This is a genomic window from Paraburkholderia sp. SECH2 (genome assembly GCF_030464795.1).
GTDB lineage: Bacteria > Pseudomonadota > Gammaproteobacteria > Burkholderiales > Burkholderiaceae > Paraburkholderia > Paraburkholderia aspalathi.
Genome location: NZ_JALPRH010000020.1, coordinates 86,889 through 100,775 on the forward strand (window position 1 = coordinate 86,889; position 13,887 = coordinate 100,775).

Consider the following 13,887-nt stretch of genomic DNA (forward strand, 5'->3'; position numbering starts at 1 on the left):
CTGCTTTTTATCGCAGCGGCCGCTTCTTTTCGTACGGACTGAATCGAAACCGAACTGAAGCTTAGCTCCCCAGTGCCGGATCGCTCATGCTGCTCCGGCCGGTTTCCACGTGTCCGGCGAAGCGTCGTGCGAACGACGGATCCGTGTCGACGGTGATCACAAGGTCGTACCAGCCGTATGCGTTACGCAGATCGAGGTACAGCTGTTCAGTATCGCCGCCGCGCACCGAATGCTTGACCACGTTGTGCGCGTCATAGGCATTGACGATGGTGAACTGGCAGCGCGCGCTGCCCACATTTTCCAGTCGCAATTGCAGATTGCCGTTGGCGACGTCGTAGCCTTCGGCGACTTCCGGCCGTGCAATGTCGGAGCCGTGCCACCAGCTTCTTGCGACCGGCTTGCCCGCGAAGCGGCGCAGAAAACCGTTCGGGCCGTACACCGTGTAATCGTACGTGCCGTCGATATTCAACGGCAGTTGATCCTGCAACCGCTTGCCGGCTTCAACCGTGTAGGTCAGCGGCGCAGCGAGACCATTGGCTGCATAGACGAGAAACACGGCGCCCGCGCGGCCCGAATTGACGAAACGCATCGTCAGCTTGTTCTCCGCGCCTTCACCGTGCACGCGTACGAACAGTTCGTACGGCAGCGCGCGCGCCGGGCGCACGCCGGGTTCCTGCTTCGGCACGGCTTGTACGAGCGGCGGCAGCGGTACATAGTCCGGATGACGATTCTGATCGGGCGGCACATAGCCGGCCGTGCTCGGCAGAGTCGGGAACGCGTCGTTCGGGGTGCTGAAGTTGAACGCCGACATCAGATCGCCGCACACTGCACGACGCCACGGTGTGATGTTCGATTCGCCGAGATTGTGCTGCTGGCCGAAGCGCTTTTCGATAAAGCGGATCACCGACGTATGGTCGAACAGTTCCGAGCACACGTAGCCGCCTTTCGACCACGGCGAGACCACCAGCATCGGCACACGCGGTCCGAGTCCGTACGGACCCGCCGGCGTGTTGCCGCTGCCCGCATAGTTTTCATTGCTGGTGTCGACGGTCGACAAACCGTTTGCGCTCGATGCCGGCGCGAACGGCGGCGCCATATGATCGAAGAAGCCGTCGTTTTCGTCGTAATTGATCAGCAGTACCGTCTTGCTCCACACCTCAGGATTCGACGTGAGAATCTGCAGAACCTGATCGACATACCACGCACCGTAGTTCGACGGCCAGTTCGGGTGCTCGGAATACGCTTCCGGCGCGACGATCCACGAGACTTGCGGCAGCGCGTTGTTCTGCACGTCGCGCTTGAGGATGTCGAAGTAGCCGTCGCCGTTCGCCACGTTCGTACCGGTGCGGGCATTGTCGTACAGCGGGTTGCCCGGTTGCGCGTTGCGGTACTGGTTGAAGTAGAGCAGCGAGTTGTCGCCGTAGTTACCGATGTACGGATTCTGCGTCCAGCCCCACGAGCCGCTGGCGTTGAGTCCTGTACCCATGTCCTGATAGATCTTCCAGGTGATGCCGGCGTTCTGCAGCACTTCCGGATATGTTGACCAGCCGTAGCCGAGTTCCGAGTTGTCGATCACCGGGCCGCCACCGTTGCCGTCGTTGCCGACCCAGCCGCTCCACATGTAGTAACGGTTCGGGTCGGTCGGGCCCATCAGCGAGCAGTGGTACGCGTCGCAGATCGTGAAGGCGTCGGCGAGTTGATAGTGAAACGGAATGTCGTCGCGCGTGAGGTAGGCCATCGTCGTGGTGCCCTTGGACGGCACCCATTGATCGTAGCGGCCACCGTTCCATGCAGCGTGTGTGCTGGTCCAGTCGTGTGCGAGGTCCTGCAGGAATTGCAGGCCGAGGTTCGGCGCGGTGGGGCGGAACGGCAACACGTAGCCGACGTCCGCGGCAAGCGGCTGGTACCACACCGGCTTGCCGTTGGGCAGGTTGATTGCGCGCGTGTCGCCGAAACCGCGTACGCCCTTGAGCGTGCCGAAGTAGTGGTCGAACGAGCGGTTTTCCTGCATCAGCACGACGATATGCTCGACGTCGCGGATCGTGCCGGTCTTATTGTTGGCTGGAATGGCGAGGGCGTTGCGAATGCCCAGCGGCAACATGCTCAACGCGGTGGCGGAACCGGCGGCGTGCGCGGCGGAGCGCAGAAAATCACGGCGATTTTTTGAAGTCATGGTTTTGGCTTTCGATCTTCATAAGAGGAACGAGCCATGCGGCGTGTGAGCCACGCGCCGCATGGGGCGCGGAACTCAATCTACGGTGTGGATGACGGGTGTAGCGAGCGGCGTCGAAGCGGCAGCGGACAGCGCCGCGTCGGCGCTTGATGCGGGCAGTGCTGGGGTTTGAATCGTGACTGCGGGTAACGCTGGTGAAGCGGAAGAAGGATTCGCTGACAGAACCTGTGAAGCGCCGCCGTTATCGCCGGCGCTGTCGGTAGAACTGGTGGTGCTCGTGTCCGGTGCGTGATCGTCGTTGCCGCAAGCGCCGAGCAGCATGCAGAGCGACGCGGCGGCCAGTGCGCCCGCCAAACGTTTGCGATAGAGGGCAATGGACGGCTTCGACACAACGGACATGGCAATGTCTCCGGCACGGGGAGGATGCGCCAGGGCATCCACGCGCCCAGGTCAGCGATGCGCAAGAATAGTCGCTTACCTGTGTAACTTTTGTGAAGATGTGGAAATTTGGGTATTTGTTGAGAATTGGGCGTCGGTCAATCCTGGATCGCGACGATCGCCTCGATCTCGACGGTAATATTGCCCGGCAGGGAGCCCACGCCGACCGCCGAGCGGGAATGCCGACCGGCATCGCCGAATACATCGACGAACAGATCCGAGCAGCCGTTGATCACGCGTGGATGCTCGGTGAAATCCGGCGTCGCGTTGACCATGCCCAGCAGCTTGACGACCTGCTTCACGCGCCGTAAATCGCCCAGTTCGTTATGCAGCACGGCAAGCAGATTCAGGCCGACCATCTGAGCGTGCCGGTACGCTTCGTCCGCACTGACGGTGGCGCCGACCTTGCCGGTCATCAGCGAGCCGGATTCGTCGAGCGGACCCTGGCCGGATAGGAACAGCAGATTGCCCTCGCGCGTGCAGTGCGTGAAATTGCCGATCGGCGTCGGCACTTGCGGGAGCTTGAGGCCGCGCGTGTGCAGCCGGTCGTAGCAGTTCATCGGTGGGGAAGTGATGGTGAGCGGTCTTTAAGGAGTCAGCGTTGCGCGCGGGTTTGGAGTTAATGCTTCTTTAATGCTTCTTCGTGCTTCGGGCCCGGGGCGGCCTTACGCCGCCGGGTCCTGCTCGCGATGCCGCCAGCCGAGACGTGCTTCGATCCGGGCGGCCACCGCCTGCACAGCCTGTGCGAACCGTTCGGTGCCAAGCTCGGCTTTCGCCTCGGGCATCACGATCGAAATCGTGAAAACGCACGCGCCGGTGTTGTCGAGCACGGGCGCCGCGAGACACGCCACGGACGCATCCGATTCGCCGATCTGAATCGACAGCCGCGCCTCCAGCGCCTCGCGGGCAATCTGCGCGAGCACTTGCGGCCGGGTTTCCGCACGACCGGTCGGCGAGCTTTGCGCGTGCTGCGCAAAAAACGCGACCCGTTCGGCATCCGGCAGATGCCCGACGAGCAGGCGTCCGGACGCGGTCCAGTTGAGCGGCACGCGGCTGCCCACTCGCGAGGTCACGCGGAAATGCCCCGGCCCTTCGGCCATTTGCTGGACGACCATCATGCCGTCTTCGAGTCCGCAGACCTGCACGGTTTCTTCGACTTCGGCGGAGAGCCGCTGCATTTCTTCATGAGCGACCGCGAGGTAGTCGAGCGAGCTGGCGTACGTCAAACCGTAGCCGTACAGACGCGAGCCGAGCCAGATCGTGCCGTCCATGCGCCGCGCCAACAGGTTCTTCTCGACCAGATCGTTGATGATCGAATACACGGTGGACAGCGGCGCGCCGACCATGCGCGCGACTTCATACGCGGTGGCCGGGCGGTTTGCCTGCTGGAGCGCGTCGAGAATCTGCACGGCGCGCTCGATCGCGCTGGTGCGCGTGCGCGGCGCGGCAGTTTCAGCCTGTGCTTCGGTGCTGGCTGAAGGCGCCGCGGGTACTGCTTCGGACGCGGAAGGTCGGGACGTGCGAGCCATCGTGCTCCTCTGACGCGAGATGTTTTTGTCCAGTTGACGCAGGGTGATTGTATGCTAGACTGATCCGCAATTACAACATATATTCCATAATTAAGAAATACCCGGTCGGAGGCGCTTCATGGACATTCGCTCTCGCTTTGGCTTACGCCCTGTCATCAATGCTTCAGGCACGATGACGAGTCTGGGCGCGTCCATCGTTAGCGCGCCGGTAATCGACGCGGTAGCGCAGGTGCTGCCGCAATTCGTCGAGATCGACGATCTGCAACGCAGAGCCTCAGCGGCGATTGCCGAGGCGTGCGGCAGCGAAGCCGGGTATATCACCGCGTCGTGCTCGGCGGCGATCACGTTGTGCATCGCCGCGACCATGACGGGCGACGACCACGGCCTGATCGAACGGTTGCCCGATACGAGCGCCCTGCAGCGCAACGAAGTCGTGATTCAAACCGGTCACCTCGTCAATTATGGCGCACCGGTGGACCAGGCGATCCGTTTGTCCGGCGCGCGCGTCGTGCCGGTGGGCGCTGCAACCGAAGCGCACGGCTATCAGCTGAATACCGCCATCACCGAACGCACGGCTGCGGCACTCTACGTGGTCTCGCATCATACGGTGCAATTCGGCATGATCCCGCTCGAAGAATTCATTGCGGTTGCGCACGCGAAGGGTGTGCCTGTGATCGTCGACGCGGCTTCCGAATACGACCTCAAACGCTTTATTGAAGCCGGCGCCGATTTTGCGCTTTATTCGGCGCACAAATTTCTCGGTGGACTGACTGCCGGCATCGTCGCGGGTAAGAAAACGCTGGTACGTGCCGCGTATTTCCAGAACGGCGGCATTGGCCGCGGCATGAAAGTCGGCAAGGAAGGTATGGTGGGCGCGATTACCGCGCTCGAACAATGGCAGCAGCGCGACCATGTCGCGGTTCGCGCTCGCGAACGCGGCTATCTCACGCTGTGGCGCGAGACCTTGAATCGTTGCCACGGCGTCTGGGCTGAGATCGACGCCGATCCGACCGGCAATCCGCTCGATCGTCTGAAACTGCATATCGATCCCCGGCAGGCCCGTATCACTGCATGGGATCTCGCCGATGCGCTCGCGCGGCCACCCGAAGGCGAGGCGCCGGTGATCGTGCGCGATCACGAAGCGGAACTGCATTTCTTTTTCATCGACCCGTGCAATCTGCACCCGGGCGAAGAGCAGATCGTACTGGCGCGGCTGACTGCCGAGCTCGAGCGCGCACGACAGTCGCCCGAACCCGTGGTTACGCCGTTTTACCAGCGCGACGCGCGCCGCATTACGGCGCGCCGTAATTGGCCGGGTTGATTCTCTCCCGGTTCATATCGATTGATCGATGACCGTTGTTTGACCGTAGCGCCGGATTTCATTCCGGTGCCGCTTTGACTTGCCCGCTTAGTACTACTCATATCGCCGGAACACCATTGTGTGACCGGCGTTCGCTTTTCTTTCGACTTGAGGAAACCATGATGCACAAGCAGATTCTTCGTACGGCCATCGCTTTCGCTGCCGCCGGACTCGCCGCGCAGGCCGCCCACGCACAAAGCAGCGTGACGCTGTACGGCATTGTCGATGCCGGCTTTACCTTCACCAATAATCAGAAGGGTGAGAAGGCTTATCAGGCGACGCAGGGTAATGTGCAGGGCTCGCGTTGGGGCCTGCTCGGCAGCGAAGATCTGGGCGGCGGCAACAAGGTTCTGTTCAAGCTCGAAAACGGCTTCAGCCTGGAGAGTGGCGCAGCCGGTCAGGGCGGCCGCATCTTTGGCCGTAGCGCATGGGTGGCGCTCTCCAACAGCAAGGCCGGTACGATCACGCTCGGCCGTCAGTACAACAGCGTGCAGGACTATCTGTCGAACATGCAGATCAATGGCGTCGGCGCGATGAGCCAGTACGGCAACGCGATCTACGACAACGACGATATCAACAACACGTACCGCACCAACAATGCGGTCAAGTACACCACGCCGACCTATGCCGGCTTCACCGCGAACGCGATGTACGCGTTCTCGAATACGGCGGGCGAGTTCGCCAATAACCGCGCATGGAGCGTCGGCGCCGATTACGTGAACGGTCCCCTGCACCTGGACGCGGCATACTCGCTGGTCAATCAGCCGGCTACCAGCACCGCGGGCGCGGCGCCGTCTGACAACTACTACAGCACCAGTTCGTCGATCATCAGCGGCGTGAAGCGCAACCAGGTGTGGGGCGCGGGCGGTTCGTACGTGTTCGGCCCGGCAACCGTCGCGCTGCTGTACACGAACTCGCAGTTCCAGTTGTTGAGCGGCGGCAGCCTGCGTTTCGCCAACTACGAAGCCAGCCTGAAGTATCAGTTCACGCCGGCTACCTTGCTCGCGCTCGGCTACATCTACACGACGCAGAACACCAGCGGCACTACGGCAACCAACGCTCACTACAACCAGCTGAGCGTGGGCGGCGAGTACTTCCTGTCGAAGACCACGGACCTCTACCTGAACGGCATCTACCAACGCGCGTCCGGTTCGCACGCATGGGTCGAAGGCATTTCGAATCCGTCGAGCAACAACGGCCAGTTCGTGACCGTTGCCGGCATTCGCCACAAGTTCTAAGTCTGCCGCCCGCGCCGCTGCGTACAACATTCCGCTTAACGGAAGCTGCGGCGCGGCTCTTTCTCTTCAGGAGCACCTATGGCGACCGTTCAAGGAAGTCTGTTACTCGTCTATGCATTGATTGCCATCATCGCGCTGGTCGTGCTGATCGCGCGCTTCAAGATGAATCCGTTCATCACGTTGATGATGGTTTCGGTGGCGCTGGCACTCGCCGTCGGCATGCCGGCGACGTCGATTCTCAAGTCGTTCGAAACCGGCGTGGGCGGCACGCTCGGCCATATTGCCATCGTGGTTGGGCTCGGTACGATGCTCGGCAAGATGATGGCCGAATCGGGCGGCGCCGAACGTATCGCGCGTACGCTGATCGATCTGTTCGGGCCGAAGAACGTGCATTGGGCGATGATGTGCATCGCGTTCCTCGTCGGCCTGCCGGTGTTTTTTGAAGTCGGTTTCGTGCTGCTGATTCCGATTGCATTCAACGTCGCCCAGCGGACCGGCACGTCGATGATTCGCGTCGGCATTCCGATGGTGGCGGGTTTGTCCGTCGTCCACGGTCTGATTCCGCCGCACCCGGCTGCGTTGCTCGCGGTCACGGCCTACAACGCGGATATCGGTCACACGATTTTCTACGCGCTGATCGTCGGCATTCCGACCGCGGCTGTGGCCGGCCCGCTGTTCTCGAAGCTGATCGCGCGCTTTGTCGTGCTCGACGGCTTTAACCCGATGGCGCAGCAGTTCATCGAACAGGACGCGAAGCGCTCGCATCAGGAACTGCCGGGCTTCGGCATTACGTTGTTGACGGTGCTGTTGCCGGTGTTGTTGATGCTGGTCGGCAGTTGGGCGGATTTGATTGTGCCGGCCAAATCGTCGATGAACAACGCGCTGCGTCTGATCGGCCATCCGGACATGGCTTTGTTGCTGGCTGTGTTGTTGAGCTTCTACACGTTCGGCAAGTCGCGTGGCTTTAATCGCGAGCAGATCCTCAAGTTCACCAACGAGTGTCTGGCGCCGACGGCAAGTATCACGCTGGTGGTGGGAGCGGGCGCGGGCTTCGGGCGCATCCTGATCGATAGCGGCGCGTCGAAGGCGATCGTCGATGTCGCGACGGGCGCGCATGTGCCGCTGCTGATTCTCGCGTGGCTGGTGGCGGCGTTGATTCGTGTGGCGACGGGTTCGGCGACTGTGGCAATGGCAACGGCGGCCGGCATCATTGCACCGATCGCGGCAGCGGCGGTGGGTACGGCGGGCGGTGTGCGGCCCGAGTTGCTGGTGCTGGCCACCGGCGCGGGATCGCTGATTCTGTCGCACGTGAACGACGGCGGGTTCTGGCTGGTGAAGGAGTACTTCGGGATGACTGTGCCGCAAACCTTCAAGACGTGGACCGTTTGCGAAACGATCATTTCGGTCACGGCGCTCGTATTGACGTTGGGACTTTCGACCGTGATTTGAGCGGGGAGAGGTAGAAACGCCGCTGCCCATCCATCGGGCAGCGGCCACGTTGCGCCTTACTTCTCGATGTTCAGAAAAGGCAGCGGCGCACCGGCGCCCATATAGGTCGGCAGCTTGCCGTCCCAGCGATTGATCGCCTGCAACTGCAGATACTCCTGTCCGCCGTTGGTCTTGACGGCCTGCGCCTGAATCGCGATCGATTCCGCTTCACCGCGTGCCTTGGCAATCTGCTGATCCGCTTCGAACTTCACGCGCGCGAGTTCGCGCTCGGCCTGTTCGGCGCGCTGGCTGGCGGTGACCTTCGCCTCGATCGCCTGATCGAATGCGGCGCTGAACTTGAAGTTGGTGATGTTGATGTCCTGAATCAGAAAGCCGTAGCCTTTGAGCTTGGTGATCAAGCCGCTCATGATGTCGGTCGATACCTGCTGGCGCTTTGTGACGAGTTCTTCCGCGGTGTAGCGCGCGGCGACCGCCTTGAACACTTCGAACATCGCAGGCTGCACATACGACGCCTCATATTCGAGCGACGGCGCCATCGCAAACAGTGCGCGAACCTTGTTGGGATCAACGCGATAGTTCATCGTCAGGTCGGTATGCACCGACTGCAGGTCTTTCGATGCAGCTTGCGCGCCTTCTACCTTGGCGACGTCGAGTCCAATGAATACCTCATGCACGCGCGATACCGGGCTGACGAGGTGAGGGCCCTCGGACAGCGTGTCCGATTCGATATGCCCGAAGGTTGTGACTACGCCGATGCGCGATTGCGAGACCTGCGTAAAGCACGAAAACAGCATGCCGACAGCTACAACCAGGACGAATGTGATAACGCCGTAGCGCATTTGCGGCTCATGGTCTTTGCGCAGCGATTTAGAAGCGAATACAGCTGCCGCGCCGATAATGGCGGCGAAGAAAAGAACAACAATAATCTGGCCCATGTCGATGATCTTCAGGTGAGAGAACACAAAAGGAGAGAATGACCGGTTGGTTACACACGTCGTTCGACCGGCCTCATGCGGAGGTGAGACGGAAAGCGGAAAGAGCGTTTGGCGAATCTGAAATGGGAACGAACTGGCTGAGCCGCCCGGCGCAGCGCGATGAGCGCACTCAATAGACCGTATGACCGAGTGTTATCAAAGAACGCCAGTTTGTTCGTTTGCATTGAAGCGGTGCGAAATCATTAAGCGAATTTGTTGTTTTTTATGTTTCTGGTGATTAAGGAAATCAGCGAAGTTGTGGCGAAGTCTACAAGCATATTGAATGCTTGTGCAACGGTATCTTTTAGAGCGAAGGATTAAAGCGCTTGATCGTGGAGGTGCTTTGCAAGTGGCACGCTTTTCTATTTATGTCGCATAAAAAACTGCACCGGGGGCGGCGCAGTTGTACGGCGTTTCGGTGCGGTCGTTTCGGGCTAGCGCTGTTTTGCAACGAACGTCGCAATCGCGTCATTCAACGCATCCGGTGCATCGCGATGTGGCGAGTGTCCGCAAGCATCGAGCTTCACCAATTGCGCATGCGGCACGCGCTCGCCGATCGTATCGATCTGCGCCATGGTGCCGTAGTTGTCGTCGTGGCCTTGCACTGCGAGTAAAGGTTGCCGGATGGCGGCGAGTTCATCCACGATGCGCCATTCCCTGAACGCCGGATTCAGCCAGATATCGTTCCAGCCATAGAACGCGGAATCGACGTCGGCGTGATAGCGGGCTAGTTTGCTGCGCAGATCGGTGGTCTCGTAGAGTTGCTTGGTTTGCGCGATGCTTTCCACAGAGATGTCTTCGACGAATACATGCGGTGCGATTGCTATCGCGCCGGCCAATTCATCCGGATGCTGCGCCGCGTAGAGCAGCGCGATCGAGCCACCGTCGCTATGGCCGATCACCCACATGCGCTTGCGCTCCTGCGTGCTGATATCGAGCGCATCGAGCAACGCGGGCAGGATGTCGCGCGCTTGTGAGGTCATGAAATCGACCGGCCATTTGACGTCGTGCGCACGCGGTGTGGATAGTCCATAACCGGGTCGCGAATAAACGAGACCACGCATGCCGAGCCGCTCGCACAAAGCCTGCGGCCAGTCGCGCCACATCGAGATCGAGCCGAGTCCTTCGTGCAGGAAGACGGCGATCGGTGCATTGGCCGCCGCTTCATTCACCCAGCGATATTCGATGCGCAACGGCCGATGCGATGCCGTGGCGGGCAGTTCTGCGAATTCGCTAGCAAGGGTTGCGGTTGCGGGGTTCTGCATGGATCACCTTATGACTGTTCGCGCAGTTTGAAGCGTTGAATCTTGCCGGTAGCGGTTTTCGGCAAATCGTCGACGAAGAGGATATCGCGCGGATACTTGTGCGGCGCGAGCCGTCCTTTGACGAAATTCTTCAACTCATCCGCGAGTATCTCAGACGGTGTGAATTCACGCTTCAGGACCACGAACGCGCGGGTCTTCACGAGGCCGCCGTGATCGACACCGACCACCGCGGCTTCCAGCACCGCGTCGTGCTGCACCAGAACCATCTCCACTTCGACGGGCGATACGTACTGGCCGCTCACTTTCAGCATGTCGTCGCTGCGGCCCGCGTACACGTAACAGCCGTTCGCGAGACGACGGTACTTATCTCCGCTGCGGATCCACTCGCCGAGGAACGTGGCGCGCGACTTCTCGCGATTGCTCCAGTACATGAGTGCCGCGCTCGGTCCTTTGATAAACAGATCGCCGACTTCGTCGTCGGGCACCGGATGTCCGGCTTCGTCGCGTAATTCGACTTCATAGCCGGGAACGGGCCGGCCCGTGGTGCCGTACTCGACTTCGCCCGCGCGATTCGACAGGAAGATATGCAGCATCTCGGTCGAACCGATGCCGTCGAGAATTTCGCAGCCGAAGTGCGCGGTGAAGCGCTCGCCAATTTCACGCGGCAGCGCTTCGCCCGCCGAGGTGCACACGCGCATCGCGACATCGGCGCGCGCGGGCAGGTTGGGCGAGACGAGCATGCTCGCGTAGAGCGTCGGTACGCCGTAAAAAATGGTCGGGCGATACCGCACGAGGCGCGTGAAAATCGCGTCGGCGGTGGGACGCTCGGCCATCAATACAGCCGTGGCGCCAACCGAAAGCGGGAACGTCAAGCCATTGCCCAAACCATATGCAAAGAACAACTTGGCCGCCGAGAAAACCACATCGCTTTCGACGATGCCAAGAATCGGCTTCGCGTACAACTCGGCAGTCCAGTACAGATTTGCGTGCGTATGGACGGTGCCTTTCGGTTTGCCCGTCGAGCCGGACGAATACAGCCAGAACGCGATATCGTCGCAACCTGTCGCAGAAGGCTTGGTGGCCGGTGTGGCCGCGTCGATCAGATCTTTAAGCAATGGCGCCGTTACAGGCTCGCCTTCAGGCGGCTGTGAAACGATCAACTGGCAACCGTCGTGTTCGGTGGTATCCATCGCCTGCGTGACACTCGGCAGCAATGCGCCCGATGCGATCACGGCGCGCGCATGGCTATGCGTCAGCATGTACACATAGTCGGCCGTGGTGAGCAACGTGTTCGCGACGACCGGCACGACGCCTGCATAGAGCGCACCGAGAAAGGCGATCGGCAGTTCGACGGTATCGAGCATCACCAGCAGCACGCGTTCTTCCGGATGCACGCCAAGCGTGCGCAGTGCGCTTGCGAAGCGCCGGGCCCGTTCTTCGAGTTCGCCGTAGGTGGTCGTGCCGGTGTCGTCGATATAGGCAGTCTTGGCGGCGCGCGCTTCATTCAGTCCAAACAGGTAGGCCGCGAAATTGAATATCGCGGGCGGCGCTTCGACAGTCGGCGCGGGCCGACTCGCAGCCGTTTCCAGCAGGGCTTCCATATGTCTCCTCCATCGGGTGGGGGCGGTCTGGCGGTTATGTGCTCTTGATCCGCTCGATGCTTACTGTCTGATCGCGTGAAGCTTGTCTCGTGCCGCTACGCTGCGGTGGGCGTGAATTCGATCGCGCCTTGCGGCAGCAGATACAGCACCAGCGCCTGCCCATTCGCAACGGTCGGCCGATGCGCGCTGCCGGGACCGTACACGCACCAACCGGCCGGATGACCGTCGAAGGTGGCGCCTTCGGTGAGCGGCATGATCAGATCGATTTCGCCGTTCGGATGCACGTGATGCGGACCGGCAATATCCTTCATATCGACCACGTCGACGGAAAAGCCGTGGGTCTCTGGCAAGGCCTTGAAGATCCGGCCATAACGAATGCCGCCGCCTTCGCGATTGCACAGCCAGCCTTCGGCCACGCCGGTGCGGCAGGCATCCGCCAGTTCGCGGAAGGTCGCGCCGTTTGCGGGATACGTGTCGTTGAGCCACGTGGTCAGCGTGCCGTCGAGCGGGCGGCCGGCGAGTTGCTCTGTCACGCCCGCAATCAGGCGTTGAAAGTCATGTGGGGACATGCAAGCCTCCAGATCAGCACGCGCACGCACCTTAATTCATGCGTGCCGTTGCGCCGTCTCCGTGACGCCGCCGAAAAACCTCGACAGCGTTTGTTATTGGATCAATATTTGGCGAAAATTAACTGTTCACCAATGCCATGTCAAGCACTATAGTACATGTAACGTATTCAATAGGCAGTTAAACATGAACCAAAATTACTCTTCCGCGCCACTGGACGATCCTGCCGATGAGGACGCGAGCCGCGCCACCGGGGCCAGCCGCGGTGCCGACAGCGGGGCTGAGCGTGGGGCGGAGCGCGAGGAGCGCGATCCTTTTCTAACCGCGATGGGTGATCGCGTGCGTTTGCTGCGCGCGCGCCGTGGCATGACACGCAAGACGCTGGCGACTGAAACCGGCTTGTCGGAGCGTCATCTGGCGAATCTGGAGTCGGGCATGGGCAACGCATCGGTGCTGGTGTTGCGGCAAATCGCGGCGACGCTGAACTGCCCGCTGGCCGAAGTGATCGGCGACGAAACCACGGCTTCCGCCGAATGGCTGCTGATCCGTGAACTGCTGCAGGGTCGCGACCAGGCGGCGCTGCAGCGCGCCCGCGTGGCGCTTGCCGAGATGTTCGCGCAGGCGCCGCGTGACCCGCATCGCAAGGACCGGATCGCGCTGATCGGCCTGCGCGGGGCCGGCAAGTCGACCTTCGGCCGGATGCTGGCGCAGGAGCGCAAAGTGCCGTTCGTCGAGCTGACGCGGGTGATCGAGCAACTCGCCGGCTGTCCGCCGTCGGAGATTCATTCGCTTTACGGTGCGAGCGCTTACCGGCGTTATGAGCACCGCGCGCTGGAGGCGGTGATTCACGAGCATGAGCGCGCTGTGATCGCGTCGCCGGGTGGGCTGGTGTCGGAGTCGGGCACCTTCAATGCACTCCTGTCACACTGCTTTACCGTATGGCTGCAGGCCACGCCGGAAGAGCATATGCGCCGCGTCGTCGCGCAGGGCGATCTGCGGCCGATGTCCGGTAACAAGGAGGCGATGGATGACCTGAAGCGCATCCTGGCCGGGCGTAGCGAACTGTACGGCCGCGCCGACATGACCTTCGACACCAGCGAAAAAACCTTGGCCGACGCCTACTTGCAGCTGCGCGACCGGCTGGCTGCAAGGCTCGCTGCAGAATCGCCGGATGAAGTACGGGTGAGCTGAAATGCAGTGCGAGCCTAGGGTTTACTAGCAAACATGCACTAAAATGCTTTACTCGGGGATGACGATGCACTATTGTTCAAAAAACAAGTTTTGCATCGTCCA

12 protein-coding genes are annotated in these 13,887 nt (G+C 61.1%); 4 read left to right on the forward strand and 8 right to left on the reverse strand.

The window, feature by feature from the left end; genetic code table 11:
- Positions 1-61: 61 nt before the first annotated feature.
- The 4 genes from M0D66_RS27305 to M0D66_RS27320 all read right to left on the reverse strand — a co-directional run bounded on the left by M0D66_RS27305 (position 62) and on the right by M0D66_RS27320 (position 4,140).
- Entirely contained in the window at positions 62-2,173 is a 2,112-nt protein-coding gene (locus tag M0D66_RS27305) for a phosphocholine-specific phospholipase C (protein WP_211707851.1), read from the reverse strand.
- A 75-nt stretch (positions 2,174-2,248) separates the two neighbouring features.
- Positions 2,249-2,572, reverse strand: coding sequence for a hypothetical protein (locus tag M0D66_RS27310; protein ID WP_266212120.1), 324 nt, complete (start codon positions 2,570-2,572; stop codon positions 2,249-2,251).
- 137 nt (positions 2,573-2,709) lie between these two features.
- Entirely contained in the window at positions 2,710-3,171 is a 462-nt protein-coding gene (locus M0D66_RS27315) for a RidA family protein (protein WP_266212121.1), read from the reverse strand.
- Between the two features lie 105 nt (positions 3,172-3,276).
- Complete coding sequence (locus tag M0D66_RS27320) at positions 3,277-4,140, reverse strand: IclR family transcriptional regulator (protein WP_200618887.1); 864 nt, start codon at positions 4,138-4,140, stop codon at positions 3,277-3,279.
- A 118-nt stretch (positions 4,141-4,258) separates the two neighbouring features.
- Between M0D66_RS27320 and M0D66_RS27325 the strand changes: the two genes are divergently transcribed.
- The 3 genes from M0D66_RS27325 (at position 4,259) to M0D66_RS27335 (ending at position 8,187) form a co-directional block, all read left to right on the forward strand.
- The gene (locus M0D66_RS27325) at positions 4,259-5,461 is read left to right on the forward strand and encodes an aminotransferase class V-fold PLP-dependent enzyme (protein WP_266212122.1); all 1,203 of its coding nucleotides are present in this window, start codon (positions 4,259-4,261) and stop codon (positions 5,459-5,461) included.
- Positions 5,462-5,622: 161 nt separating this feature from the next.
- A complete protein-coding gene (locus tag M0D66_RS27330; RefSeq protein ID WP_200651138.1) occupies positions 5,623-6,738 on the forward strand; it encodes a porin in 1,116 nt (371 codons plus the stop codon).
- Between the two features lie 78 nt (positions 6,739-6,816).
- Entirely contained in the window at positions 6,817-8,187 is a 1,371-nt protein-coding gene (locus M0D66_RS27335; protein ID WP_093643140.1) for a gluconate:H+ symporter, read from the forward strand.
- A 56-nt stretch (positions 8,188-8,243) separates the two neighbouring features.
- Here M0D66_RS27335 and M0D66_RS27340 read toward each other — a convergent pair whose 3' ends face one another.
- From M0D66_RS27340 to M0D66_RS27355, 4 genes are all read right to left on the reverse strand, one after another.
- A complete protein-coding gene (locus M0D66_RS27340; RefSeq protein ID WP_093643137.1) occupies positions 8,244-9,122 on the reverse strand; it encodes a prohibitin family protein in 879 nt (292 codons plus the stop codon).
- A gap of 473 nt (positions 9,123-9,595) precedes the next feature.
- The gene (locus M0D66_RS27345; RefSeq protein ID WP_266212124.1) at positions 9,596-10,426 is read right to left on the reverse strand and encodes an alpha/beta fold hydrolase; all 831 of its coding nucleotides are present in this window, start codon (positions 10,424-10,426) and stop codon (positions 9,596-9,598) included.
- Between the two features lie 8 nt (positions 10,427-10,434).
- Positions 10,435-12,027, reverse strand: a complete 1,593-nt coding sequence (locus tag M0D66_RS27350; protein ID WP_256455327.1) for a benzoate-CoA ligase family protein — start codon at positions 12,025-12,027, stop codon at positions 10,435-10,437.
- 95 nt (positions 12,028-12,122) lie between these two features.
- Positions 12,123-12,596: a DUF4863 family protein gene (locus tag M0D66_RS27355; RefSeq protein ID WP_093643128.1), complete on the reverse strand. Its 474-nt coding sequence runs from the start codon at positions 12,594-12,596 to the stop codon at positions 12,123-12,125.
- Between the two features lie 184 nt (positions 12,597-12,780).
- Between M0D66_RS27355 and M0D66_RS27360 the strand changes: the two genes are divergently transcribed.
- On the forward strand, positions 12,781-13,785 hold the full coding sequence (locus M0D66_RS27360; RefSeq protein WP_266212145.1) for a helix-turn-helix transcriptional regulator: 1,005 nt from the start codon (positions 12,781-12,783) through the stop codon (positions 13,783-13,785).
- Positions 13,786-13,887: the final 102 nt, after the last annotated feature.